Source organism: Streptomyces tanashiensis, from assembly GCF_014648895.1.
Classification (GTDB): Bacteria; Actinomycetota; Actinomycetes; order Streptomycetales; family Streptomycetaceae; genus Streptomyces; species Streptomyces tanashiensis.
This window is the reverse complement of sequence record NZ_BMRZ01000004.1, coordinates 304,907-329,192: the sequence shown is the minus strand read 5'-3', so window position 1 is coordinate 329,192 and position 24,286 is coordinate 304,907. Positions and strand designations below refer to the sequence as shown.

The 24,286-nt window shown below is 73.7% G+C and carries 22 protein-coding genes; 8 read left to right on the top strand and 14 right to left on the bottom strand.

Annotation, left to right across the window (positions count from 1 at the left end; translation table 11 throughout):
* Positions 1–22 precede the first annotated feature (22 nt).
* The 6 genes from IE237_RS17205 to IE237_RS17180 form a co-directional block, all read right to left on the bottom strand.
* On the bottom strand, positions 23–1,468 hold the full coding sequence (locus IE237_RS17205) for a cytochrome P450 (protein ID WP_189802838.1): 1,446 nt from the start codon (positions 1,466–1,468) through the stop codon (positions 23–25).
* Positions 1,465–2,088 carry a GTP-binding protein gene (locus tag IE237_RS17200; protein WP_189802837.1) on the bottom strand — a complete coding sequence of 208 codons (624 nt, stop codon included), beginning with the start codon at positions 2,086–2,088 and terminating at the stop codon, positions 1,465–1,467. The genes IE237_RS17205 and IE237_RS17200 overlap by 4 nt, the downstream gene beginning before the upstream one ends.
* Positions 2,069–2,425 carry a DUF742 domain-containing protein gene (locus IE237_RS17195; RefSeq protein WP_189802836.1) on the bottom strand — a complete coding sequence of 119 codons (357 nt, stop codon included), beginning with the start codon at positions 2,423–2,425 and terminating at the stop codon, positions 2,069–2,071. The genes IE237_RS17200 and IE237_RS17195 overlap by 20 nt, the downstream gene beginning before the upstream one ends.
* Positions 2,422–2,829, bottom strand: coding sequence for a roadblock/LC7 domain-containing protein (locus IE237_RS17190; RefSeq protein ID WP_229842725.1), 408 nt, complete (start codon positions 2,827–2,829; stop codon positions 2,422–2,424). The genes IE237_RS17195 and IE237_RS17190 overlap by 4 nt, the downstream gene beginning before the upstream one ends.
* 1 nt (position 2,830) lies before the next feature.
* A complete protein-coding gene (locus IE237_RS17185; RefSeq protein WP_189802835.1) occupies positions 2,831–4,399 on the bottom strand; it encodes a sensor histidine kinase in 1,569 nt (522 codons plus the stop codon).
* Between the two features lie 379 nt (positions 4,400–4,778).
* Entirely contained in the window at positions 4,779–5,327 is a 549-nt protein-coding gene (locus IE237_RS17180; RefSeq protein ID WP_189802834.1) for a sortase, read from the bottom strand.
* A gap of 323 nt (positions 5,328–5,650) precedes the next feature.
* Between IE237_RS17180 and IE237_RS17175 the strand changes: the two genes are divergently transcribed.
* Positions 5,651–6,715: a right-handed parallel beta-helix repeat-containing protein gene (locus IE237_RS17175; RefSeq protein ID WP_189802833.1), complete on the top strand. Its 1,065-nt coding sequence runs from the start codon at positions 5,651–5,653 to the stop codon at positions 6,713–6,715.
* 56 nt (positions 6,716–6,771) lie between these two features.
* A complete protein-coding gene (locus IE237_RS17170) occupies positions 6,772–7,800 on the top strand; it encodes a methyltransferase (protein ID WP_189802832.1) in 1,029 nt (342 codons plus the stop codon).
* Positions 7,801–7,881: 81 nt separating this feature from the next.
* Here IE237_RS17170 and IE237_RS17165 read toward each other — a convergent pair whose 3' ends face one another.
* The 7 genes from IE237_RS17165 to IE237_RS17135 all read right to left on the bottom strand — a co-directional run bounded on the left by IE237_RS17165 (position 7,882) and on the right by IE237_RS17135 (position 13,136).
* Positions 7,882–8,214: a TcmI family type II polyketide cyclase gene (locus IE237_RS17165; protein WP_189802831.1), complete on the bottom strand. Its 333-nt coding sequence runs from the start codon at positions 8,212–8,214 to the stop codon at positions 7,882–7,884.
* Positions 8,215–8,238: 24 nt separating this feature from the next.
* Positions 8,239–8,718 carry an SRPBCC family protein gene (locus tag IE237_RS17160; protein WP_189802830.1) on the bottom strand — a complete coding sequence of 160 codons (480 nt, stop codon included), beginning with the start codon at positions 8,716–8,718 and terminating at the stop codon, positions 8,239–8,241.
* A gap of 1 nt (position 8,719) precedes the next feature.
* The gene (locus tag IE237_RS17155) at positions 8,720–8,977 is read right to left on the bottom strand and encodes an acyl carrier protein (protein ID WP_189802829.1); all 258 of its coding nucleotides are present in this window, start codon (positions 8,975–8,977) and stop codon (positions 8,720–8,722) included.
* A 26-nt stretch (positions 8,978–9,003) separates the two neighbouring features.
* A complete protein-coding gene (locus IE237_RS17150; RefSeq protein WP_189802828.1) occupies positions 9,004–10,254 on the bottom strand; it encodes a ketosynthase chain-length factor in 1,251 nt (416 codons plus the stop codon).
* Entirely contained in the window at positions 10,251–11,519 is a 1,269-nt protein-coding gene (locus tag IE237_RS17145) for a beta-ketoacyl-[acyl-carrier-protein] synthase family protein (protein WP_189802827.1), read from the bottom strand. Before IE237_RS17145 ends, IE237_RS17150 begins: the two co-directional genes overlap by 4 nt.
* Positions 11,516–11,920 carry a cupin domain-containing protein gene (locus IE237_RS17140; protein ID WP_189802826.1) on the bottom strand — a complete coding sequence of 135 codons (405 nt, stop codon included), beginning with the start codon at positions 11,918–11,920 and terminating at the stop codon, positions 11,516–11,518. The genes IE237_RS17145 and IE237_RS17140 overlap by 4 nt, the downstream gene beginning before the upstream one ends.
* A gap of 94 nt (positions 11,921–12,014) precedes the next feature.
* The gene (locus IE237_RS17135; protein WP_189802825.1) at positions 12,015–13,136 is read right to left on the bottom strand and encodes a SchA/CurD-like domain-containing protein; all 1,122 of its coding nucleotides are present in this window, start codon (positions 13,134–13,136) and stop codon (positions 12,015–12,017) included.
* A gap of 231 nt (positions 13,137–13,367) precedes the next feature.
* Here IE237_RS17135 and IE237_RS17130 point away from each other — a divergent pair, with 231 nt between their 5' ends.
* Both IE237_RS17130 and IE237_RS17125 read left to right on the top strand, forming a co-directional pair.
* Positions 13,368–15,044, top strand: coding sequence for an FAD-dependent oxidoreductase (locus IE237_RS17130; RefSeq protein WP_189802824.1), 1,677 nt, complete (start codon positions 13,368–13,370; stop codon positions 15,042–15,044).
* 113 nt (positions 15,045–15,157) lie between these two features.
* Positions 15,158–15,853 (top strand): adenosylcobinamide amidohydrolase, encoded by a 696-nt coding sequence (locus IE237_RS17125; protein ID WP_370468195.1) that lies wholly within the window; start codon positions 15,158–15,160, stop codon positions 15,851–15,853.
* A gap of 51 nt (positions 15,854–15,904) precedes the next feature.
* On the opposite strand, the gene IE237_RS17120 is transcribed toward IE237_RS17125, so the two are convergent.
* Complete coding sequence (locus IE237_RS17120) at positions 15,905–16,552, bottom strand: alpha/beta fold hydrolase (protein WP_189802823.1); 648 nt, start codon at positions 16,550–16,552, stop codon at positions 15,905–15,907.
* A 370-nt stretch (positions 16,553–16,922) separates the two neighbouring features.
* On the opposite strand from IE237_RS17120, the gene IE237_RS17115 reads away from it, so the two are divergent.
* The 4 genes from IE237_RS17115 to IE237_RS17100 all read left to right on the top strand — a co-directional run bounded on the left by IE237_RS17115 (position 16,923) and on the right by IE237_RS17100 (position 24,164).
* On the top strand, positions 16,923–19,145 hold the full coding sequence (locus IE237_RS17115; protein WP_189802822.1) for an alpha-N-acetylglucosaminidase: 2,223 nt from the start codon (positions 16,923–16,925) through the stop codon (positions 19,143–19,145).
* Between the two features lie 47 nt (positions 19,146–19,192).
* Positions 19,193–21,268 (top strand): DUF4139 domain-containing protein, encoded by a 2,076-nt coding sequence (locus IE237_RS17110; RefSeq protein WP_189802821.1) that lies wholly within the window; start codon positions 19,193–19,195, stop codon positions 21,266–21,268.
* An 8-nt stretch (positions 21,269–21,276) separates the two neighbouring features.
* Positions 21,277–22,839 (top strand): mucoidy inhibitor MuiA family protein, encoded by a 1,563-nt coding sequence (locus IE237_RS17105; protein WP_189802820.1) that lies wholly within the window; start codon positions 21,277–21,279, stop codon positions 22,837–22,839.
* A gap of 119 nt (positions 22,840–22,958) precedes the next feature.
* Positions 22,959–24,164 (top strand): nitric oxide synthase oxygenase, encoded by a 1,206-nt coding sequence (locus IE237_RS17100; RefSeq protein ID WP_229842724.1) that lies wholly within the window; start codon positions 22,959–22,961, stop codon positions 24,162–24,164.
* The last annotated feature ends 122 nt before the right edge of the window (positions 24,165–24,286 follow it).

Genomic DNA, 24,286 nt, shown 5'->3' with positions numbered 1-24,286 from the left:
GCGGGGCCGCCCCGGCGCGGGCCTACCGCCTGCGCAGGAAACGCCTGACGCGCGTCAGCCACGAGGCACGGGGCTCGAGCCTCAGGGCCGGCGCGGGCTCGGCCGCCGGCCGCGGAACCGCCGCGGGCCTCCCGTCGCTCTGCGCCGGCGGGGCCGGGAGCGGGGCCGGGACGTCGTCGGCCCGGGGCGGGCGGGCGGCGAAGGTCACGGGCAGGGCCGTGAGGTGCCGGGCCCAGGTCGAGGAACGCCAGCTGAGGCTCTCCTCGGGGACGGCCAGGGCGATGTCCGGCAGCCGGGTGAGCAGGACGTCGATGCCCGCGTCGGCGATGATGCGGCCGATGTCCTGGCCGGGACACTCGTGCGTACCGGCGCTGAAGGACAGGTGCGCGCGGTTGTGGTGCACAGGGGTCGCGGCATCCGGGCGGATCGCCTGGTCGACGTTGCCCGCGGCCAGACCGAGGAGGAGCATGTCGCCCGCCTTGATCTCCTGTCCCCCGAGGGTGGTGTCACCGTTGGCCCAGCGGCCCGGGCACACCATGAGGGGCGGCTCGTCCCAGAGGACCTGCTCCACCGCCTCGGGCAGGGTCATCTGGCCGCCGGCCAGCGAACCGCGGAACCGGGGGTCGGTGACGACCATCCGCATGACGTTGGACATCAGGTTGGCGGTCGTCTCGTAGCCGGCGAGCAGGATGAGCCGCAGGTGGTGCTGGACCTCCTCGTCGGTGAGACCGGCCGGGTGGGCCATCAGCGCGGAGGCGATGTCGTGGCCGGGGCGGGCGCGCTTCTCGACGACGAGCTGTTCGAGGCACTCCAGCACATAGGCGTTGCTGGCGAGGGAGGTCTCGGTCGCCTTGAAGAGGTCACGGGCGGCGTGCACGAGCTTGGGGGCGGACTCGTCCGACATCCCGAGCAGATGGGTGAGGGTGAGCATGGGCAGGTGCTCGGTGAACCGCTCCACCAGCTCCGCCTCACCGCTCTCGCAGAAGGTGTCGATCAGCTGGTGCGCGAAGCGGGTGATGAGGCGGCGGACGCCACGGTGGTCGAACTGGCTGAGGCCGGCCGTGACCGCGCCGCGCAGCCGCTGGTGCTCCTCGCCGTCCGCGCAGACGCAGTCGGGGCGCCAGCCGATCATCGGGACGAGCGGGGAGGTGGCGGGGTCGATCTCCCCGCTCCGCCAGCCGTGCCAGACGCGGGGGTCACGGGAGAACTGGGTCGGACGGCTGGCGACGTCGCGGTTCTCCAGGTACCCGAGGACGAGCCAGGCGCGGACGTCGCCGTCGAGCAGCACGGGCGCCACCGGGCCGTGGGCGGCGCGCAGCTTCTCGTACAGCCCCATCGGATCCGTCGCCGCGGCGGGGCCGTAGAGACGGGTGGCGCCGCCGGGTCCGTCGGCGATGTGGGCGGGGCAGCCCGGGGGCGGGATCGATCCGGGCTGTGCGGTGTCGTGTTCGGTGGGTGGGACGGTCATGCGGTCTCCTGGGCGGCGGCGAGGGTGCACAGGTAACCCATCAGCGAGAGCAGGGCGTCGCGGCAGGACGCCCGGTCCCGTGCGTCACAGGTGACGATGGGCACGGTTTCGCTGAGGGCCAGAGCGGTGCGCAGATCTGCTACGGGGTACTGCGGGGCCTCCGGGAAGGTGTTGACGGCCACGACGAAGGGGACGCGGCGGTCCTCCAGCCGGGTGATGACCTCGAAGGAGACCTCGATCCTGCGGGTGTCGACGAGGACGACGGCGCCGAGCGCGCCTTCGAAGATGCCGTTCCACAGGAACCAGAAGCGCTCCTGGCCGGGGGTCCCGAACAGATAGAGGATCAGCTCCTCGTTGATGCTGATCCGTCCGAAGTCCATCGCGACGGTCGTGCTCTTCTTGCCGCGGACGCCGGGGTTGTGGTCGATCCCGACGCCGGCCTGCGTCATCGTCTCCTCGGTGGTCAGCGGCGGGATCTCGCTCACCGCGCCGACCATGGTCGTCTTGCCGACCCCGAAGCCGCCGACGATCACGACCTTGACTCCCCTGGCGCCGTGCGGCAGCGGCAGGTCGATGTCGCGCCGGCCGGCATCGAGTACGTCAGAGCTTGCGTAATCCATGGATCACCGCCTCCAGTAGGCCGCGTTCGGGATAGGCCGCCACGGGCACGGGCGCGATGGCCTCGACCCGCTCCTCCTCGACGAGTTGGGAGAGGAGCGCGGTGACGACGCTGAACGGAAGACTGAGGTGGGCCGAGACCTCGGCCACCGAGAGCGGGTACGAGCACAGCGTGAGGATGGCCGCCTGCTCGGGCTGCATGGCGGGGTCGGGCTCGGACCTCGTCGCGATGAGGGTGACCAGGTTGAAGGTCCCTGCCGAGAGGTCCGGGCCACCGGTAATGACGTAGAGCGGGACGGGTGTGCCTTCATTCCAGGGGCCCTGGTTCTCCGATGTCACATCGCCTGCCCGACGTCCTCACGAGGCGGGCTGGTCATGTGCTGACCGATCCGGATCACCAGCGTCCGCATGCGGTCTCCGAGGAGACCGGCGTCCACCTCCTGGTCGGCGAGGACCGCGAGATAGGCACCGGGGCCGGCCGCCATCAGGGAGAAGTAGCCGCCGTCGGCCTCGATCCCGACCATCCGCGTCGATCCGTCCCCCAGCGGGAACATCTGCGCGATGGCCCGCGCCAGGCTCTGGATGCCGGAGCAGGCGGCGGCGATCGCGTCGGCCGTGTCGGGGGCCGTGTTCGCCTGACCGATGCACAGGCCGTCCGACGAGAGGACGACCACGTGGCGCACGTACGGGACGCTGCCCACGAGCTCCGTGAGCATCCAGTCCATGTTCGGCAGTGGCTGCATGTTACTCGTCCTCATCTGACGGCTCGCTGGGGGAAGGGGAGGGTTCGGCGACGGCTCTCCTGTCGCCTCTCTTGTCGCCGTTGAACGCCTCCCACATCAGACCCGGCTGACGGGTGCTGCCGGAGGTGCCCCGGGAGGCCGCCGGATCGGCGGAGGGCGCGGGCCCGGTCTGGACGACGGGGGTCGGAACGGGCGACTCGCGCCGTCGCTGCGGGAGCGCGGGCGACTCGCCTCGTCCCTGCGGGAGCACGGGCGACTCCCGTCGTCGCTGCGGAAGTCCGTTGGCGGTCTTCCTGACCTCGACGGAGCCCGTGGCGGCGTCGGGCGCCGGGGTCGGCCGGGGCAGGAGGGGGCCGCCCACACGCCTCCGGAGGAGCTCCGGGGTCCGCAGGGCGGACTTGGGCACCGTGGTGATCAGACGCCGCGGGACGAGCACCACGGCCCGAACGCCTCCGTAGGCGGAGGTGCGCAGGTCGACCTCGCAGCCGTGCTCGCGCGCCAGCCGGCTGACGACGGGGAGGCCGATCTGCGTGAGCTCGCCCAGACCCGACAGGTTGATTCCGGTCTGCGACTGCGCCATGACGCGTTCGACGCGCTGCCGGACCTCTTCGGTGAGGCCGACCCCGCGGTCCTCGATCTCGATCGCGATGCCGGAGGGCACCTCGCTCGCGGTCACCTCCACCGGGGTGTGCGGCGGCGAGAACGTCGTGGCGTTGTCGAGGAGTTCGGCGAGCAGGTGCATCAGCGGCTCGGCGCCGGGACCGATCACCGCCACCTCGGTCACCGACTGCAGCTTGACCCGGGGGTAGTCCACGATGCGGGACATGGCCCCGCGCAGCACGTCGTAGAGCGGGATCGCCTTCGACCACTGGCGTCCGGGCCGGGCGTCGCCGAGGACCGCGATGCTGGCCGCGAGGCGGCCGATCAGGGCGTTCCGGTGGTCGACGTCCTGCAGGCCGCGGGAGACCACGAGGTCGGTGCCGTGGAGGATCTGCATCGCGTGCAGGTCCTTGGCGAGCTGGTGCACGATCGCCTGGACCCTGCGCGCCACCGCCACGAGGGCGCGCTGCGAGGCGTCCCGGGTGTGCTCCTCGGCCTCCACGGCCTCCAGGAGCGTCCGGAGCGCGTCCTTGAGCGCCACGGTGTAGTCGGGGTCGAGGTGCTTCCCGAAGGTGACGGCGTTCAGGATCTCCGACGGGGGGTCGCCCTTCTGCAGCCGGGCGACGGCGGCGGGGAGGAGTTCCTCGGCGAGCCAGACCACGGTGGCCCGCTGGTCGGCCAGGCGCCCGAGCAGGGCGGCCTCGCGCTGGGCGTGCTGCTCCGCCGCCTCGACCCTGGCCCGCGTGTGCCGCTCCGCCTCCGCCGCGCGTGTTCGGCGCGCGGCGGAGGCCGAGGTGGCGACCGTCAGGAGGACCGCGGCGAGTCCGCACCAGGCGACCGGTGTCCGTATCTGCGCAGGAGAGACGAGCAGCGCTATGGCGGTGGATACGGCGAGAACTCCGGGCGGGAGGAGCCATACCCGGGCGACCGCGGTCGGCCGGGGTCTGGAAAGTGAGCCTGCACGAACCATCAGGGGGTCCCTAAACCGTCTGAAATGAACGGACTGAGGTGATGCGGTGCGCGACGGGTCGCTCCGGAATCGCACGGATGACCGCTTCTTTTCGCGGGCCGCGCTCCGTCCACGCGCTCGCAGCGTTCATGACTCGCTGTGAGCGCGGCGCAACACATCGGGGAGCATAGTCAGTTCGTGTTCGCCATGTGACCTTGCTGGAAGGACAGCCTCCAGCGGTCATTCCGGGCTCATAAAACGACCTAACGCCGAACGAAAATGCAATGAACCGATCACGTTCTGGCGTTCACGCAGACGAATCCGCCCCCGACCCGCCGCGTGGTGCGACGGAATCGGGGGCGTGGACCTCTCCGGTACGGGCGGGACACCCGCGCGTGCTTCAGACGGACGTGCGGGCTCCCCTCGCGCGCCGGCGGAGGTGGACCGCGCCGCCCGCCACGGCACCGGCGAGCAGGACGCCGCCCACGGCGAGCGGGGTGCTCGTGGAACCCGTCGAGGGCTCCGCGGCCGTCGCCTTCGTCGCGGCCGGGCCCGCGGCGCCGGCCGCCCAGCCGAAGCCGGCCTCGACGCCGCCGTGGGGGCGGCCGGAAATGCGGTAGGTGACGGTCTGCTTGATCCGCGGCGGGCACTTCAGGGTGACCGTGTCGGTCCCGGACGTCGCGCCCTCCGGCACCACGAACTCGCCCACCAGGACACCCTTCCGGTTCCCCGGCAGGAGGTGGAACTTGCCGCCCGCGTCCGACTCGCCCTTGCCGTACGTCTCCTTGCCGCAGGCGGTGGTGGTGACGGTGACCGTGGTGCCCGGAGCCGCGTTCAGCGGGCTGATCCGGACATCGGGTTCCCCGGCGGCGGCGAGTGCCGTGGGGGCGGACAGGACGACGGCGCCGACGATCAGGGTGACCTGCAGACCGGCACGTGCGCGACGCATGCTTCTCTCCTTAGGTGGAGCGTCCCGGCCGGCTTCTGCGCGCGGCACCTGTGCTGTGCTCCGAGCACGAGGCAAATGCCGGTGCGCGGTCCCCGCAACGCGGGGACCGCGTTCGGCCGTCCTCCGGTCGGCCGCACGACCGCGACCGCCCGGAACCGTCACAGCAGGTCACCGTGGTGGGGATACCGCCCCCCGGGTGATCCCGGCCGGCACGCGAACGGACCAGTGCCCGTACGGCCGCGCGCCAGGGGCCCTCGGTCGGCCCCGGCCCACCCGGGGGATCAGCGGTGGCGGGCCGGAACACGCGCTCATAACTTCGCGATATGACGAAACGACAGATCGCCCTCCTGGCGTGCACCGCGGCCCTCACGGCATCGGGGCTCGGCGCCGCCGCGCCGGCGGCCCACAGCCGGTCGGTGCACCGCGTGAAGCCGGGCGAATCGATCCAGAAGGCCGTGGACGCCGCGCGCCCCGGCGACACGATCATCCTCGCCCCGGGCACGTACCGCGAGAGCGTCCGCATCACCACGTCGAACCTCACGCTCCGCGGTTCGACCGTCTTCCCCACCGTCATCGTTCCCGCCGCCACCCCCGGCACCGACACCTGCGCGCAGGCCGGCAACGGCATCTGCGTCACCGGCACCGAGAGCCGTCCCGTCGAGAACGTGACCGTGCGCTCGCTGACCCTCAGGGGCTTCGCCAAGAACGGCCTGTGGGCCAAATGGACCGACCGCCTGGTGGTCCAGCGCGTCACCGCCGAGTCCAACGGCACCTGGGGCATCGCCCAGGAGCGGTCCGTACGGGGCGTGCTGCGCCACAACGTCGCCCGGGGCAACGGGGACGCCGGGCTGTTCCTGGCCAACACCGTCACCGAGGAAGGAGGAGCCACCGACACCCGGGGCACGGTCGTCAGCGGCAACCGCGTGTCCGACAACCGGATCGGCATCACGGTGCGGCGCCTGCGGAACCTGACCGTCGACCACAACGAGGCGACGGGCAACTGCGCCGCCGTGTTCGTGGTCGGCGACGAGTCCACGCCGCGCGCCGGGGCGATGACCCTGCGCCGCAACCACATCCACGAGAACAACAAGCTCTGCCCGAAGACCCCCCGCCTGCCCGCCCTCCAGGGCTCGGGCATCGTGCTCACCGGCGCCGAGGACACGGTCGTCGCGCACAACCGGGTCGAGGACAACGTCGGCAGCTCGCCGCTGTCGGGCGGCATCGTGCTCTTCAAGAGCTTCGTGGGTGTCCCCAACGAACGGATCGAGATCCACGACAACGTGGCGCTGCGCAACGGCACCGCCGACCTGGCCGACCGGGACACCGGGAAGACCAACACCTTCCGGGGCAACACCTGCGGCGTCTCCGAGCCCGCGGGCATGTGCTGACCGCCCCCTCCCCTCCCCCACTCGTAGGGCACGACAGCAAAGGCAAGGCGAAACAGATGACGACCGTCGATTCCGCTCCCCCGCCGCCCATGCGGCTGAGAGAACTCGTCTTCGGCGCGGCCTGCGCCGCCGCCGTGCGCGCGGCCGCCCGCCTCGGCGTGGCCGACGCGCTGGGAGACACCCCCATGACCGCGGAGGACCTCGCGGCCGCGGTGAAGACCGAACCGCGCACCCTGCGGCGGCTGTTGCGCGCCCTGTCCTGCCAGGGCGTCTTCGCGGAGCAGCCCGACGGCACCTTCGCCCACACGGAGATGTCCCGTCTACTGCGCGAGGACGACCCGCACAGCCTGCGCTACATCGCGCTGTGGTGCACCGAGCCCTGGACGTGGGACGTCTGGCCCAAGCTCGACGAGGCCGTGCGCTCCGGCCGCAACGTCTTCGAGGACGTGTACGAGCGGGAGTTCTTCTCGTACCTCAACGAGGAGGCGCCCGAGTCCGCGTACGTGTTCAACCGGGCCATGACGACGTCGAGCCGCCAGTCGGCCGAGGACGTCGCCGAACTCCTCGACCTGCGCGGGGCGTCCTCGGTCGTGGACATCGGCGGCGGTCAGGGCCACGTCCTGGCGAGTCTCCTGGAGAAGCACCCCACGCTCCACGGCACGCTGCTCGACCTGCCGGCGGTGGTCGGCAACGCCGATCCCCGGCTCCGCGACGGCGGCTCGCTGGCCTCCCGGGTCCGGATCCACCCCGGCGACTGCCGGGAGGACATCCCCGTCGAGGCCGACGTCTACATCATCAAGAACATCCTGGAGTGGGACGACGACAGCACCCGCCGGTGCCTGGCGAACGTCCGCAGGGCCGCGAAGCCCGGTGCCCGCGTCGTCGTCATCGAGAACCTCGTGGACGACACCCCGTCGATGAGGTTCACGACGGCCATGGACCTCCTCCTGCTGCTCAACGTCGGCGGTGCCAAGCACACCCGGCAGAGCATGGTGGAGCGGCTCTCGGACGCCGGTCTCGTCATCGGCGAGATCCGTCCGGTCAACGCCTACCTCCACGCCTTCGAGTGCACCGTGCCCGGCTGATCCCGGCCGGCGCAGAACTCAGGCCGCCCGCTCCGCGTCGTACGCGGGGCGGGCGGCCTCGGGTTTCACCGGGTTCCCGGCTCAGGAGCCTGCGTCCCGCTCCCAGCGGTAGAAGCAGTGCGCCATGGCGTCCTTGGGACCGCGCCAGGTCGTCGGGTCGTACGCGCTGACGTACGCCGACAGGCGCTCGCTGACCCCGCGGAACTCGGGGTGTCCGGCCAGCCTGGCGACGTTCGGCGCCGGGTCCTGCTCGGACTCGATGAGGTGCAGGTAGACGTCGCCGAACTGGAACAGGCTGCGCCGGGCGACCCCCACCAGGTGCGGCAGTTCACCGCGGTCGGAGTCGGCGAACACGTCCGCGATCGCGGGCGCCGAGCCGGGCGCCATGCGGGCGACGATCAGTGCGTGGTGCATCGTTTTCCTTTCTGGGGGTGCCCGTCAGGCGGGCCGGACCGGCGCGCTCCGGCCCTCATTCGCGGCCTGGACGAGGCGGTCCCGGATGAGGGCCATCTGGGTGCGGGAGTTGCGGTTGATGTTGTCGGTCATCCACGCGTCGTCGACGGGGGCGTCGGGCTTCATCGCGAAGTCCTGGACCCAGCGCATCTGGACGCCGCCGGGCAGCTCCTCGTACTCCCAGGCGATGTTCATGTGCGCGAACGGCCCCGTCTCGACCCGGTGGGCCCGCACCTTCCGGTTCACGCGGTCGGTGGTGCGCTCCGACACCCAGCTCCAGACCTTCCCGTTCTCGTCCGGGTGCATGGTCAGGCGGAACTTGGTGGTGTCGCCCTTGCGTTCGAGGACCTCGACGGAGGCGTACTCGCTGAAGAGCTGCGGCCAGTTCTCGATGTCGTTGGTCATGTCCCAGACGAGGTCGAGGGGGGCGGCGATGGTGATGCTGTTGTCGGTGTGTCCGGACACGTCAGACTCCTGCGAGGGCGTTGTTGACGAGAGCGATGAACTCCGCCGGCGTCTTGCAGCGCTCGGCGTCGGTGGGCAGCGCCACCCCGTGGCGGTTCTCCAGCTCACCGACGATGCCGAGCAGGCCGAGCGAGTCGACGCCGAGGCCGCTGAAGGGCGTCTCGGGAGCGTCTTCGAGCTGGGAGGGGTCGACGGTGACGCCGGCCGACTGCTTCATCAGCGTGGCCAGTTCACCGAAGGTGAGTTCCGTGGTGATCATCTTCGATTCTCCTTCCTCGCCCGGTCCTACCGGGCGAGTCCGCCACCGCGGCGCACGACGAGCGCCGCGTTGGATCCCATGAGTCCCCGGCTGAGGACGAGGGCCGTGCGCAGCTCGGCGGGCCGAGCGCGGGACATGACCACGTCGAGGTCGCAGTCGATGTCGAACACGTTGGGTGTGGGGGGCACCAGGCCGTGCTCCATGGCGAACACCGCGGCCGTGACGTCCAGGACGGGCGCCCCGCAGTAGGCCCGGCCGTAGCCGGTCTTGGGTGCCGTCACCGGGACGCGCGTGGCGTGCGCGCCCAGGACGTCCGCGATCGCCAGGGCCTCGGCGCGGTCCGCCTCCGGTACGCCCAGGGCGTCGGGGAAGACCACGTCGATCTCCTCCGGGGCGCAGCCCGCCTCGTCGAGGGCGACCCGGATGGCGCGGGCGAGCCCCTCCCGGGACTCCTTCCAGCGGGAGGCGCCGGTGAAGGTGGCGCCGTGGCCCGCGATCGTGGCCCGGACGGTCGCGCCCCGGTCGAGGGCGCGGGCCTCGTCCTCGACGACGAGCATGGCACCGCCCTCGGCGGGGACGAAGCCGCAGGCCTTGGCCGTGAAGGGACGGTAGGCCCGGTCCGGGTCCTCGACGGTGCTGAGCTCCGGATAGCCGAGCTGGCACACCATCGAGTACGGGGCGAGGGGCGCCTCGGCGGCTCCCACGACCACGGCACCGGTCCCGCGCCGGACGGCGCGGGCGGCGTGGGCGAGGGAGTCCAGACCGCCGGCCTCGTCGCTGGCGACCACCCCGCACGGGCCCTTGAACCCGTGCCGGATGGAGATCTGGCCGGTGCTCGCGGCGTAGAACCAGGCGATGGACTGGTACGGGCCGACGAACTTGGAGCCCTGTCCCCACAGCTTCTGCAGCTCGCGCTGGCCGAACTCGCCGCCTCCCGACCCGGCGGCGGTGACGACGCCGATGGAGAAGGGCTCCTCGGGGTCGTCGTCGTGGCCGAGGCCGGCGTCGTCGAGGGCGAGCGCGGCCGCCGCCATGGCGTAGTGGGTGAAGCGGTCGGTCTGGACGAGGAAGCGCTCGTCGATGAGGTCCGAGGCGTCGAAGCCCTCGACCTGCCCCGCGACCTTGAGGGGCAGGTCCTCACAGCCCTCCCGGCTGATCCGGCCGAGAACGCCGAGGCCCTCCCGGACGGACTTCCAGTACGCGTCGGCGCGCAATCCGTTGGGCGCGATCACACCGATCCCGGTGACGACCGCCCGCCCTGGCCGCTGTGTGCTCATCGTGTCCTCCCGCCCGGCCCGGTCAGGAGCACGGCGGACTGGAAACCGCCGAAGCCGCTGCCGACGGAGAGCACGTTCCTCAGCTTCCGGGGGCGGGCGGTGCGCGGCACGTAGTCCAGGTCGCACTCGGGGTCGGGAATCTCGTAGTTGGCGGTCGGGGGCACCACCTGGTGCTTCAGGGCGAGCACACAGGCGGCGACCTCTATCGCGCCGATCGCGCCGAGCGAGTGGCCCACCATGGATTTGATGGAGCTCATGGGCGTGTCGTACGCGTGGGAGCCCAGGGACCGCTTGACGGCGGCGGTCTCGTGCCGGTCGTTCTGGCGGGTGCCCGAGCCGTGCGCGTTCACGTAGTCGATCGACGTGGGGTCGAGCCGGGCCTGGTCGAGCGCGGTGTCGATCGCCCGGGCCATCTCCAGGCCTTCGCCGGTGAGACCGGTCATGTGGTAGGCGTTGCCGTAGGTGGCGTAGCCGCCGATCTCGCAGTAGATGTGCGCGTCGCGGGCCCTGGCGTGCTCGTACTCCTCCAGGACGAGGACCGCCGCGCCCTCACCCATGACGAAGCCGTTGCGGCGGTTGTCGAAGGGCTTGGAGGCGTGCTCGGGGTCGTCGTTGTCGGGGGACGTGGCCTTGATGGCGTCGAAGCAGGCCATGGTGATCGGGGAGATCGGCGAGTCCGACGCCCCGGCTATGACCACGTCCGCCCGGCCCTCCTCGATGGTGTGGAAGGCGTAGCCGACGGCGTCGAGGCCGGAGGTGCAGCCCGTGGAGACGGTCTGCACCGGGCCGCGGGCGCCGAACCGCTCGGCGACCACCGCGGCGAGCGTGCTGGGCGAGAACGCCAGGTGCAGCTTGGGGTCGGCCGCGCGGTGGTCCACGTCCCACCGCTGTCCGCGCTCGCTGACCAGGACGTAGTCGTGCTCCAGTCGGGTCGTGCCGCCGACGGCGCTGCCGAGGCTGACGCCGACGCGCCAGGGGTCCTCGGTGGCGGTGTCGAGCCCGGAGTCGCGTACGGCTTCGCCGGCGGCGACCGCGGCGAACTGGACGTACCGGTCGGTGTGTTCGATCAGGTCCACCGGCAGCCCGTGGTCGTACGGGTCGAAGTCGCACTCGGCCGCTATGCGGGAGCGCAGGCCGGCGGGGTCGAACAGGGTGATGCCGCGGGTCGCCGTACGTCCCTGGGCGAGGAGGTCCCAGAAGGCCGCCGTTCCGGCGCCGCCCGGGGCGACCACGCCGATGCCGGTGACGGCCACGCGCCGGGTCACTCGAGGGCCCCCTCGACAGCCTCCTCGGTGTCGACGTGGCCGAGGCTCGGGTGCGGGGCGAGGGGGCCCAGGTGGAAGACCATGCGGGCCTCCTCGTCGCCGACGTTGCGGAAGCGGTGCCGTACCCCGATGGGGATCAGGAGGCCCTGATCGGCCACGAGCTCGTGCGTCTCACCGTCCAGGTCCACCTCGAACCGGCCCGAGACGACGTACACGAACTCCTCGGAGTACGGGTGGTAGTGCTCGGCGATGCGCTCGCCCGGCTGGGCGATGGCCATCCCCATGAAGCCGCTGGTCGACTTCACCGTGGCGGGCGTGAGCATGGCCCGCACGTCACCACCGCGTCTGCGGTTTGGCTCCGTGTCGCTCAGGTTCACGATGAGCCGAGTCTGCTCGAGCATGGTTGATACCTCCGGGTGTTGCGGTGAGATGTGCTGGACGGCGGGGGCCGTCGGCCTCCCGGGGCGGTCGGGCCGGTGGCCCGGGGCCGTCCTCTCAGGAGTCGCCCGAGCTGCGGTCGGTGACCGGCAGCATGTCGGCGTGCGACAGGAGCCGGTTGAGGTTGCGCTCGGAGTCCAGGGACCCCTCGACACCGATCGCGGCACCGTCGAGGAGACGCTCGAGCACCTTGGCCTTCCTGGCGCCCTTGACGCCCAGGGCGGCCACGGGGTCGAGGTCGAGGTCGCCCTCGACGTCGACGAGGCGCACCACGACGTCGTCGCGCTGGAAGACCGTGCTGCCGTACACGGGGCTGTCGGGGTCGACCGCCGCCTCCGCGTCCTGCTGGGCGAGGAGCCTGGCCAGGTCCGTGCCGCGGCCCTGCTTGGCCGGGTAGTACAGGGCGTGGCGCCTCAGCTCGGCCGGCTCGGGGCGGGCGGAGACCACGTGGTGCACGGCCGGGAGGGCCGCCCGGGTGAAGAAGACGCGGGCCGACTCGGGGTCCGAGAGGTCCCGGTCCTGCTCCAGGTAGGGGTTGATGGCCTCCTCGACCGCCCGGACCCCGGGCTGCCGGGCGACGTGCCGCAGCGCGGACAGGAGGTCGCCCTCCACCTCGACGGCCCGCACGACGCGGTTGCCGTGCATGAACAGCGACGTGCGGCGCAGTCGCGTGTTCTCGTCGACCTGTGCGTCGGGCGACTCGTAGTTCGCCAGGAGCTCCGCGACCTTCGACTCGGAGCCGGGCTTGACGGTGAAGGTGAGCGCGTGGCGCGTCACGCCGTCGCCCACGCGGGCCGCCACCTGCTCGTTCGAGGCCGTCTCGGGCGTCAGCGGCCGCTGGGCGCCGGTCTCCCGGAGGATGCTGTAACGCATGGACCGGGTGTCCCGGACGCAGCTGTGCATCGGCTTGACCATCTCGACGTGTTCTTCGCTGTTCACCCAGGCGAGGAAGGGCGGGGCGCTCTCCCACTCGCTGGTGATGAGCCACTGCGAAGGGTTCTCGATGGACTGGCAGAGCTGGTCGCTGACGTGACCGGGGACGCCGGCCACCTGCTTGCGCATGACCTCGTACGCCTCGAGGAACTGCTGCTGGGCTCCGTCGTACAGGTCGAGCAGCAGGATCACCCGCAGCCTGGACCCGTCGAACACCGACTGCGATATGCGTGCCGTGCTGGTCATTCGGCGCACCTCTTCTCGTAGGGGAGAGCGGGGAGGGACCGCCTGGCTGGGAGGGCCGGGGTCGTCATGTACCGAACGTTGGCTCGGGCGCACGTTCTCCGCGAGCCCCACGGAGCGGATGAGTGAACCGCGCGTCATTCGGGTGCCCTCCGCGCACGGTCCGGGGCTCCACCGGGCAGGCATGTGCATCCCATCCCCGACCCGCGTCACCGGTGACGCTGGAGGCCATCGATGAACCGAAGCGAAGCGACCGGTGAGATCGGACACCGCACGCCCGTCCTCATCGTGGGCGGCTCACTGGTGGGCCTGTCCACCTCGCTCTTCCTGGGACGCCTCGGGGTGCCGCACACGCTCGTCGAGCGTCATTCGGGCACCTCGATCCACCCGCGTGGACGCGGGAACAACGTGCGCACCATGGAGGTGTTCCGCAGCGCGGGTGTCCGGCAGCGCATCCACGAGGCCGCGAAGGTCCTGTCGGCGAACAACGGGATCCTGCAGGCGCCGACCCTGGTGGGCGACGCCGGCGAGTGGCTGTTCCGGCAGATCGACCCCGGCGGCGGTCTCGCGCGGTTCAGCCCCGCCGAATGGTGCCTGTGCAGCCAGAACGATCTCGAACCGGTGCTGCTGGAACGCGCCCGGGAGCTGGGCGGCGATCTGCGCTACTCGACCGAGCTGATGTCGTTCGAGCAGGACGCCGAAGGGGTGACGGCGCGGGTCAAGAGCCGGGAGACCGGCGAGCACACCACCATCCGGGCGGACTACCTCGTCGCGGCGGACGGCCCCCGCAGCCCCGTGCGCGAGGAGCTCGGCATCGGGCAGACCGGCCCGGGCGACCTGTTCCACAACGTCAGCGTCACGTTCGAGTCGCGCGACCTCGCGGCCGTCGTCGGCGACCGGCGCTTCATCGTCTGCTACCTCACGGACCCGGAGGGGGACGGCGCCCTCCTTCCGGTGGACAACGAGACGCGGTGGGTGTTCCACGCGCCCTGGCATCCCGAACACGGGGAAACCCTGGAGGAGTTCACCGACGAGCGGTGCAGGGAGCACATCCGGCGCGCCGTGGGCGTCCCGGATCTGGACGTGGAGATCACGGGCAGGGCCCCGTGGCACGCGGCCGAGCGGATCGCCGAACGGTACGCGGACGGGCGGGTGTTCCTCGCCGGCGACTCGGCCCACGAGATGCCGCCCACGGGCGCCTTCGGCTCCAACACCGGTATCCAGGACGCGCACAACCTCGCCTGGAAGCTCTCGGCGGTCCTGGACGGCTGGGCCGGCTCCGGCCTGCTCGCGTCGTACGACGCGGAGCGCCGTCCGGTCGCCGAGGCGACGAGCGCCCGCGCCTCGACCCGTTCGGTGGAGCACAGCCACCCCGGGTACGCCCCCGGGCCGGGGGCCGGCGGCCCGGGCGGGAAGCGGGGCGGGATCCTCAACGTCGCTCTGGGCTACCGCTATCCGCGCGGCGCGGTCCTGGGCGCGGACCCGGCGGTGCCGGTCGTGCCGGACGGACTCCGTCTGACGGGCGAACCCGGCAGTCGCGCGCCGCACCTGTGGCTGGACCGGGCGGGTGAACGGATCTCCACCCTCGACCTGTACGAGCGGACTCCCGTGCTGCTGAGCTCGGCGGGGGCCGTCGGCGGCTGGCACGGCGCGGCGGCACGCGTGGCCGAGCGTCTCGCCGTGCCCCTCGTCGCGTACCGGGTCGGCGACGGGCCGGACGCCGACCTGTCCCCCGCGGACGGCGCGGACTGGGCGGAGGCCCACGGCGTCACCTCGGGCGGTGCGGTCCTCGTCCGCCCGGACGGGTTCGTGGCCTGGCGGTCCGAGGGGACGTCGGAGGACCCGGAGTCGGCCTTGCGGGCGGCCCTCACCGCCGTGCTGGCCCTGGACTCCCGGCCCGACGCCCACTGAGACGGACGGCGGGGCGGTCCGCGAACCTTGGCGAGCGGACCGCCCGGCCGAGGTGCATCGCCCCCGGCAGAGGTGCGCGGACCCCGGGCCGGGGCCCCGCGTTAGGGTGTGGGGTGCTTCCGCGAACCCTCCTCACCGGCCCGTCGCTCGCCGACGCCGCTCTCCTCGGCCATGTGGAGCAGGGGCGCGAGTGGCCGCTCCTCGTGTGGGCCCCGGGCCCGGGCGTCCGCATGGTGTCGAGCGCCGTCCTCGGCGGAGGCATCGGTGAGCGGCAGTGGGTCGTGAACGCCCAGGTCCCGCCCGGCTACGCCCGCCTCGACCCCGTCGCCCACCTCCGTGACCTGGCCTCCGGGGCGGGTCTTGAGGGCGAGGGCGTGGGGCTGATGACGGCCGCGTCGGTCGCGGACCGCCGCCACGCCGTCGACGGCGGCGTGCGGGCCCTGGTCACCGCCGGGATCGGGGTACGGGGCTGGGCCGCCGCCCCGGGGGCGGGCGCCGTCGCGGCCCCGCGGCCCGGAACGATCAACATCATCGTGTCCTTGCCGGTGCCGCTGACGGACGCCGCCCTCGTGAACGCCGTCGCCACCGCCACCGAGGCCAAGGTGCAGGCCCTGGTCGAGCTGGGCGCCGACGCCTCCGGCACGCCGACGGACGCGGTCTGCGTGGCCGCGCCCTCGCCGTGGGGGGGCGCCGCCGAGTCCTTCGCCGGGCCGCGATCCCTGTGGGGCGCGCGGCTCGCCCGCGCCGTGCACGCGGCGACCCGGGCCGCGTGCGCGGAGCTGGTCCCGGCCCCGGTCGCCCCGCGCTGATCCAGGCCGGTCTCGGCGGTTCCCGGCCGTTCCCGGCTGTCTCGGCGGTGCTCAGCCGTGCGAGAGGAGCGCCGCCGTCAGCTCGGCCGCGCGCCGGTGCCAGAGGTCCGCGCCCCGGAGCATCGCGTGCCCGCCGGTCGGCATGGGGATGCCCGCCGCGTCGGCGCCCGCCTCCCGGGCGCGGCGGACGAACTCCCAGGACTGGCGGGCCGAGGTGACCCGGTCGGTCTCGTCGTGGAGCAGGTAGAGGCGGCGGCCTCCGAGGTGGTCCACGGGCTCGTCGGCGGGGCACCACGGCGCGAGCGCGACGACCCCGCGCACGGCGGGGTCACCCGCCACGCGGAGCGCGGCCCGGCCGCCCATGGAGTGGCCCAGGAGCACGACGGGCACCGGCCCGGCCTGCTCCCGGAGCCGCCCGAGGGCGGCCTCGGCGTCCCGGGCCGCGTCGGCGCGCGCGCCGTTCCAGCCGCGGTGGCGGTAGCGCACCTCCGCCACGAGCACGCCCCGGCCCCGGACGGCCCGGGTCACGGCCCCGGCGAAGGGGCGCATGCGCAGCGCCGGCAGGTTGAGGGCGGGCGGCGGCTCGGGCCCCTCGGCGCGGCCGCCGTGGAGCAGCAGCACGGCGGCGGTGGGCACGGCGGGCGCACTGCGGACGAGGAGCGCGGTCGGGTCGGCACGGCGGGTGCGGCACAGGGTCATCGCGCGGCCTTCCCGCTCGCGCGCCGGCGCGCCCGCCGGGGGACGTGACCGCTCGCGCGGGCCGGGTGACCGGGCCGCTGCGCCATGGGGCCTCCAGAAGTCGTGGGAACGGGACGACCGTGAGGGGCGAAGTCTGCCAGGCCTCGGTGGCCGCCAGGTATACCGCGTCCCCTTCTGCCCGCACGCGCGCACCCGCACGGATGAGCGGCGCCGGTCTCCCGGCTCCGCTTGCGCGGCCCGGGGCCCCGGGCGTCGGACAGTGGTCGCCCCAGGGCCCGCCACTCGGATCGGGCCGGATCAGGGCCTCGCGAGCCCTCCGTGATCCGAGCGGCAGGCCCTGTCCCGCAGTCCCGTTCGAGCAGGGAGCCAGATGGGCAGCCACCCGATCCGCCGTCGCCGCACCACCTTCGTCCTCGCGGTGCTCGCCGCCGTGACCGCCGCCGCGCTCGGTGTGCCGGGCCCGCCGGGCACCGCCGCGTCCGCCGCCGCGCCCGCCTTCGACCCGACGCCCGCGCGGGCGGGCCTGGAGCGTCTGCTGGACGACCGGGCCGCGCAGTTCACCCTGATCCCCGTCGAGGAGCCGGAGTCCGGAGACTACTTCTCGGTCTCCGGCCCAGCGGGCGCGATCCAGGTGCGGGGCACCTCGCCCGCCACGCTGCTCACCGGTGTGGGCTGGTATCTGGAGCGGGTCGCCGGGGTCGACGTCGGCTGGCCGGGCGACAGTCTCGGCCGCTTGCCGGCCACGCTCCCCGCGGTGTCCGGCACGATCACCCGTGCGGCGAACGTGCCCCACCGCTATGCCCTCAACGACACCGACGAGGGCTATTCGGGCGCGTACCGCGACTTCGCCTCCTACCAGCGCGACATCGATCTGATGGCGCTGCACGGTGTGAACGAGGTCTTCGTGCCGACCGGGGCCGAGTACCCGTACTACGAGGCGCTCCAGGGGTTCGGGTACGACGCGGCCGAGCTGCGCGCGTGGATCCCGGGACCGGCTCACCAGGCCTGGTGGCTGCTGCAGAACATGTCGGCCTTCGGCGGGCCGGTGTCCGAGCGGCTGATCCAGGAGCGGGCGGCGCTGGGGAGCCGGATCGCGGGACACCTGCGCGCCCTGGGGATGACGCCCGTGCTGCCGGGCTTCTTCGGCACGGTGCCACCGGGCTTCGCCGCCCGGAACCCGGGCGCGGTCACCGTCCCGCAGGGCAAGTGGGTGGGGTTCGCCCGGCCCGACTGGCTGGATCCGACGGGACCCGTCTTCGGCGAACTGGCCGCCGCCTACTACCGGGTGCAGCGGCAGCGGTTCGGTGACAGCGACATGTTCAAGATGGACCTGCTGCACGAGGGCGGCACGCCCGGCCCCGTCGACGTCACGCGCGCGGCGGAGGCCGTCCAGCGGGCCCTGGACAGCGCGCACCCCGGGGCCACCTGGGTGATGCTCGGCTGGCAGAACAACCCTTCCGCGGCGCTCCTGAACGGCGTGGCCCGTGACCGGGTGCTGATCGTCGACGGCCTCTCCGACCGGTACGAGGGACTCGACCGCGAGAAGCAGTGGGGCGGAGCGCCCTACGCGTTCGGTTCGATCGCCAACTTCGGCGGGCACACCAGCCTGGGCGCCAACACGGGCGTGTGGGGAGACCGTTTCCGGGCGTGGCTGACCCGGTCCGACAGCGCGCTGCGGGGCATCGCGTATCTCCCGGAGGCCACCGGCGGCAACCCCGCCGCGTTCGACCTGTTCACCGAACTCGCCTGGCAGCCGGACCCGGTCGACCACCGCGCCTGGTTCGCCGCGTACGCGGCCCGGCGCTACGGCGGGGAAGACCCGCACGCGGCCGCCGCGTGGGAGCAGCTCCGCCTCGGCCCGTACAGCGGGGCCTCCGGCACGTGGAGCGAGCCGCAGGACAGCCTCTTCACCGCGCGGCCGAGCCTGACGGCGAACAAGGCGGCACGCTGGAGCCCGACCGCCATGCGGTACGACGCGGGCACCGTGGAGCGTGCCCTGGCGGAGCTGCTCGAGGTGGCTCCGGCGCTGCGCACCTCGGACGCGTACCGCTTCGACGTGGTGGACGTGGCGCGTCAGGCGCTCACCAACCGGGGCCGGGTCCTGCTGCCGCGCATCAAGTCCGCGTACGAGGCGAAGGATCTGCAGGGCTTCCGGGCGCTGGTGCGTGAGTGGAACGCCGACGAGGAGCTGCTCGGACGGCTCGTCGCCTCCGACCGCCGTCTCCTTCTCGGCCCGTGGCTCGCCGACGCCCGTTCCTGGGGCGCCGACCCCGAGGAGCGCGACCGGCTCGAGTACGACGCCCGCTCGATCCTCACCACCTGGGCCGACCGGGGACCGAGCGACACCGCCGGTCTGCACGACTACGCCAACCGCGAGTGGGCCGGTCTCGTCCAGGACGTGTACGCGCCGCGCTGGGCCGCGTACTTCGCGAGTCTCGACACCGCGCTCGTACGGGGCACGGCACCGGTCGCCATCGACTGGTTCGCCAGGGACGACGCCTGGGCGCACGGCCACCAGGCCTACCCGACGGTGCCGACCGGTGACCCGGTCGCCCTGGCGGGCGAGGTCGCCACGGCTCTGGCGCTGTCGTAGCCGGAGCGTAGGCTTCGGTCGAACGGAGACAGGGCAGGGGGGCGCACATGACTGCTGGGACGGCGCGGAGGTGGGGGTCGGACCTCGACTCGGTCGTGGTGTACGCGCAGGGCGCGCTCTGCCGGCGCCTGGCCCGGGGCGCCGTGCCGCCGGACGGCCGGGTGCGGGTGACGGGGCTGCCCCGCTCGCTCGACCCCGGCTCGCTGCGGGCCCGGGTCCTGGGCACCACCGGGGTCCGGGTCACCGAGGCGCGCGTGGAGGTCGAGGCGGAGCCCCGCGGCACCGGCGCTCCCGACGACCTGCGGCGCGAGGTCGACCGGCTGAGCGAGGCCCACGCGGCGGCGCGGGCGCGCCGTGACCGGCAGCGGGCCCTGATCGGGGAGGTCGGCGGCCTGCGCCCGGTCCCGCCGCCCCGCAAGAAGGACGATCCGCACCGCCGTACGCCGGTCGACGCGTGGCTGGAGCTCGCCGACTTCGTCGACGAACGGCTGACGGGGCTCCACGCCCGGCTCGTCGAGCTCGACGAGGCACTCCTGCGGGCCGAGCACGAGTTCGACGTCGCCCACGACCGGCTCTCCCGCGCCTCCTCCGACGCGCCGCCCGCTCATGTCGAGACCACGGTCTGCGCCGTGCTGACCCTCGACGGCGCCGACGGCGCGGAAGACGTGGAACTGGAGCTGGAGTACGGCGTGCCCGGTGCCGTCTGGGTGCCGACGTACCGCCTCACCCACCGTCAGGGCGACGGCAGCGGCCGGCTCGTGCTGCGCGCCTCGGTCGCCCAGCGCACCGGCGAGGACTGGACCGGGGTGCGCATCGCGCTGGCCACCGCCGACCTGCGGCGCCGCACCGATCTCCCGGCGCTCCGCTCGATCCGCATCGGCCGCCGCCAGTCCGCGCCGGCGCCCTCCGGCTGGCGCGAACCCCCCGCGGGGCTCGCCGGGCTGTTCACGGGGTACGAGGCGGCCGGCCCGGCACCGGAGCCCTTCGCCGCCGGTGCGGCGGTGGGCGGCGGGGTGCCCGTCCCGGTGGCGGCGCCCGCACCCGTGCCGCCGCCCCCGCCGGCGCTCGCCGGCCCCCCTCAGCCCGCCGGCGGGTACGGCTCCGCTCCGGAGTACTTCGAGAGCGCGACGCCGGACTTCGCGGGCCCGGCCGCCCCCCGCACGGGCGGCCGGCGGCGTGCCGGTGGCGCGGCCTTCCCCGGTGCCCCCGCCGCCCCGGCCCCCGCCTTCATGGCCCCGGCGGCCCCCGGCTCGGCGGCACCGCCCCCGCCCCCGCCGCCGGCCGGTCCGCCGCAGCCGAGCGGCGCCGAACTCGACTACGCCGCCCTCGTGCTGTCCGGCCCGGACGAGCCGGGCGGCCGCCGCGGCCGCCTGTTCCCCGGCTCCTCCTTCGACGCGGTCGCGGCCGAGTACCGCCGCCGCGCCGAGGCGGTGGCCGCACTGCCGCTGCCCGAACACGCGGTGCGTCCCCGCGAGTCGGCCGGCTCGTTCGACCACCGCTTCGACGCCGCCGCCCGCGCGGACGTCCCCTCGGACGGCACCTGGCACACCGTCACCGTCGGCGAGATCGCGGTCGGTCTGCGCACCGAGCACCTCTGCGTGCCGTCCGTCGAGCAGACCGTCTACGCGACGCTCGCCGTCTCCAACGCCACCGGTCAGGCGCTGCTCGCCGGCCCGGTCGAGGTCACCGCCGACGACGACTTCCTGCTCACCGCCGCCCTGCCCACGCTCGCGCCCGGCGGCGTCCGCCGGCTGGGGCTCGGGCCCGCCGAGGGCGTCCGCGTGACCCGTCGCACGCACCTGAAGGAGTCGACCGCGGGCCTGCGCAACAACGTCACCGTGCTCGACCACCGCGTCCACGTGGAACTGGCCAACCGCCTCGCGGGGCCCGTCACCGTCGAGGTCCACGAGCGGGTGCCGGTCTCCTCCGAACCGGACGTCCGCATCGAGGAACGCGCCGACTGGAAGGCGCCCGACGACGGCGCCGCGCCGGAGCGGCACGCCCCCGGCACCCGCGTCTGGCGTGTGGACCTGCCCGCCGGCGGCACCGCCGTGCTCGACGGCGGCTTCGAGATCCGCATCCCGGCCGGCAAGGCCCTGGTCGACGGCAACCGCAGGAGCTGACACCCACCATGCCCACCGACCTTCGGCCGATCGCCCTGCCCGTCACCGCCGTCACCTGCCTGGAGGACCGCGCCCACGTCGAGCGCACCGCCCTGCTCGACCTGGAGGCCGGCGTCCAGCGCCTGCGCCTCGGGCCGGTCAGCGCGCTCGCCGTCGACCGCACCCTCCACGCCGAGCTGACCTCCGATCACCCGGCCACCGTGCTCGACGTGCGGATCGTCCGCGACTGGACTCCGCGCGGACCCGTGCCGCCCGCCGAGGAGGACTCCGCCCTCCGCCACCGCGAGCACTCCCTCGAGGAGGAGCGCCTCGCGGCGGAGCAGCGGCGCGAGCGGCTGCGCGCCCGCCTCGACCTGCTCGGCCGGCTCGCCGGCGACCTGCTCCGGGAGATCGGCGAGGGCGCCGGGTCCGGAGAGTCCGAGGGCCCCCGCTGGAACCGCGAACTGGACCGCGTGGACGCCGAGCGCGACACGTACGGCGAGGAACTCCGCGCCGTGGAGGCCCGGCTGGCGGTTCTCACCGCCGAACTCACCGAGGTCCGGCGGGCCATGGAGCTCGCCGAGGAGGAGCCCGCCGAGCTCGTCGCCCATGTCGAGCTGACCGTGGAGGCCGCGGCCGCCGGGCCCGTACGGCTGCGGTTGAGTCATCTCACCCCGTGCGCCCTGTGGCGGCCGGCCTACCGTGCCGTGCTCGACGGGGACTCCCTGACCCTGGAGACCGACGCGGTGGTCTGGCAGCGCACCGGCGAGGACTGGTCGGACGTGCGGCTCACGCTGTCGACCGCACGGTCGGCGCTCGCCACCGAGCCGCCGCGGCTCACCGAGGACCGGCTGACGCTCAAGGACCGGACCGCGGCGGAGCGCCGCACCATCGACGTCGAACTGCGCGAGGAGGAGATCTCGGCGCTCGGGCCGGCCGCGGTGCTCGGGCTGCCCGGCGTGGACGACGGCGGCGAGGCACGGGTCCTGCACTCCCCCGCACCGGTCTCCGTGCCCGGCGACGGCCGGGCCCACCGGGTGCCGGTCTCCTCGTTCACGACGGCCGCGAGCAGCGAGTACGCCTGCTCGCCCGAACTGTCGCCGCTGGTCACCCAGGTGGTGCGGTGCGACAACCTCTCGGGCCACGCGCTGCTCGCCGGACCCGTGGACCTGGTCCGCGGCAGCGGCTTCACCGGCCGCGGCACGCTGGACTTCACGGCCCCCGGCGCCGCCTTCGAGCTCGCCTTCGGCAGTCGCGACGACCACCGGGTGATCCGGGACGCCGAGGAGTCCCGCGACACCACCGGCCTCACGCAGCGCACCGTGGTCACCCGTACGGTCCGGCTGCACCTGTCCCGGTTCTCGCCGCCCGGCGAGCAGGGCGACCGTGTGGTCGTCCTGCGCGAGCGGATCCCGGTCTCCGAGGTGTCGGCGGTGGAGGTGCGCCTGCGGAAGGAGGCCTGTTCCCCCGCGCCCGACACGGTCGACGACGAGGGCATCGTCCGCTGGGACGTCTCCCTGCCGCCCGGCGGCCGCCGGTCGGTCACCCTGGTGTACGAGCTCTCGGCGACGGCCAAGGTCGCGGGGCTCTGAACCCCGGGGGGAACGGCGCCGGGCACCTTACCAGCGCAGCGCCTCCCCCATGCCGAACTCCCGCTACTCTCCACAACCGCGCGGACGCGTGCGGTAGTCATGAGGGCGGGAGGAACACCTTGGTCTTCAGTCTGGGTCGCCGCCGCAAGGCCGCCGTTGTCAGCACCTGTCCGTTCACGCCCGCGCCCGCGCCCTCGCCCTCGGCCGGCGCGTGGCCGGGCCCGGCGCACTCACCCGCGCCGCGGGCGACGGACCGCCGGGAGGCGGAGAGCTTCGTCCGGCAGTTCCATCACGAGCAGCCCGACGCGGGGGACGTCGTGCGCCGGGTCCGCGAGGTGCTCGCCGAGATCGACCGGACCGGCACGTACGAACACACCCCGGCCGAGCTCGCGTTCGGGGCGCGGGTCGCGTGGCGCAACGCGGCCCGCTGCATCGGCCGGCTCTACTGGCGCAGCCTCGTGGTCCGCGATCTGCGGCACGTCACCTCGGCCGACGACATCGCCGCCCACTGCTTCGAGCATCTGCGGCTCGCCGGGAACGGCGGCCGGATCCGCCCGGTGATCTCGGTGTTCGCCCCCGACCGGCCCGGCCGGGCCGCGCCGCGGATCGTCAACGACCAGCTGGTCCGCTACGCGGGGCACCGCACTCCCGAGGGCCGCTGGGCCGGCGATCCGCGCGCCGCCGCCTCGACGTCCCGGGCTCTCGGCCTGGGCTGGAAGCGGGACGAAGAGCCTTTCCAGGTGCTCCCGTTGATGGTCGAGGAGCGTCCGGGCGCGCGGCCCGAGTGGTACGAGCTGCCGGACGACTCCGTCATGCAGGTGCCGCTCCGGCATCCGGACCACGGGTGGTTCGCGGAGCTGGGGCTGCGCTGGTACGCGGTGCCGGCGATCAGCGACATGACGCTGGAGATCGGCGGGGTGCGCTATCCGGCGGCGCCGTTCAACGGCTGGTACATGGGGACGGAGATAGGCGCCCGCAACCTCGCCGACGCCGAGCGCTACGACCTTCTTCCGGTGGTCGCCGACCGGTTGGGCCTGGACCGCTCCTCGGAGCGCACCCTGTGGCGGGACCGGGCGCTCGTCGAGCTCAACGTGGCGGTGCTGCACTCCTTCCAGCGGGCGGGGGTGACGATGGCGGACCACCACACCGAGTCGGAGCGTTTCCTGCGGCACATCGAGCGGGAGAGCCGGCACGGCAGGCCGACGCCCGCCGACTGGAGCTGGATCGTCCCGCCGGTGTCCGGCTCGACGACTCCCGTCTTCCACCGGTACTACGACCCCGTGGACGTGTCCCTGCGGCCCGCGTTCCTCGCCCGGGAGCGGTGAGACCGGCTTCCCGCCGCAGCGCGCCGACGGTGGCACCCCCGGCCCGGTGCGGCTGCAGATCACGGCCGCACCCTGACCGGCGGGTCCGCCGAGTGGTCCCGCCGGGAGGGAAGGGGGACGCT

What these genes read in the sequence shown, in the direction of transcription:
- IE237_RS17200 (WP_189802837.1), bottom strand. Translation starts at nt 2,088, where the DNA reads ATGGATTACGCAAGCTCTGACGTACTCGATGCCGGCCGGCGCGACATC.
- IE237_RS17170 (WP_189802832.1), top strand. Translation starts at nt 6,772, where the DNA reads ATGACGACCGTCGATTCCGCTCCCCCGCCGCCCATGCGGCTGAGAGAA.
- IE237_RS17110 (WP_189802821.1), top strand. Translation starts at nt 19,193, where the DNA reads ATGACTGCTGGGACGGCGCGGAGGTGGGGGTCGGACCTCGACTCGGTC.
- IE237_RS17135 (WP_189802825.1), bottom strand. Translation starts at nt 13,136, where the DNA reads ATGACCAGCACGGCACGCATATCGCAGTCGGTGTTCGACGGGTCCAGG.
- IE237_RS17105 (WP_189802820.1), top strand. Translation starts at nt 21,277, where the DNA reads ATGCCCACCGACCTTCGGCCGATCGCCCTGCCCGTCACCGCCGTCACC.
- IE237_RS17115 (WP_189802822.1), top strand. Translation starts at nt 16,923, where the DNA reads ATGGGCAGCCACCCGATCCGCCGTCGCCGCACCACCTTCGTCCTCGCG.
- IE237_RS17150 (WP_189802828.1), bottom strand. Translation starts at nt 10,254, where the DNA reads ATGAGCACACAGCGGCCAGGGCGGGCGGTCGTCACCGGGATCGGTGTG.
- IE237_RS17205 (WP_189802838.1), bottom strand. Translation starts at nt 1,468, where the DNA reads ATGACCGTCCCACCCACCGAACACGACACCGCACAGCCCGGATCGATC.
- IE237_RS17190 (WP_229842725.1), bottom strand. Translation starts at nt 2,829, where the DNA reads ATGCAGCCACTGCCGAACATGGACTGGATGCTCACGGAGCTCGTGGGC.
- IE237_RS17140 (WP_189802826.1), bottom strand. Translation starts at nt 11,920, where the DNA reads ATGCTCGAGCAGACTCGGCTCATCGTGAACCTGAGCGACACGGAGCCA.
- IE237_RS17165 (WP_189802831.1), bottom strand. Translation starts at nt 8,214, where the DNA reads ATGCACCACGCACTGATCGTCGCCCGCATGGCGCCCGGCTCGGCGCCC.
- IE237_RS17185 (WP_189802835.1), bottom strand. Translation starts at nt 4,399, where the DNA reads ATGGTTCGTGCAGGCTCACTTTCCAGACCCCGGCCGACCGCGGTCGCC.
- IE237_RS17155 (WP_189802829.1), bottom strand. Translation starts at nt 8,977, where the DNA reads ATGATCACCACGGAACTCACCTTCGGTGAACTGGCCACGCTGATGAAG.
- IE237_RS17120 (WP_189802823.1), bottom strand. Translation starts at nt 16,552, where the DNA reads ATGACCCTGTGCCGCACCCGCCGTGCCGACCCGACCGCGCTCCTCGTC.
- IE237_RS17180 (WP_189802834.1), bottom strand. Translation starts at nt 5,327, where the DNA reads ATGCGTCGCGCACGTGCCGGTCTGCAGGTCACCCTGATCGTCGGCGCC.
- IE237_RS17130 (WP_189802824.1), top strand. Translation starts at nt 13,368, where the DNA reads ATGAACCGAAGCGAAGCGACCGGTGAGATCGGACACCGCACGCCCGTC.
- IE237_RS17175 (WP_189802833.1), top strand. Translation starts at nt 5,651, where the DNA reads ATGACGAAACGACAGATCGCCCTCCTGGCGTGCACCGCGGCCCTCACG.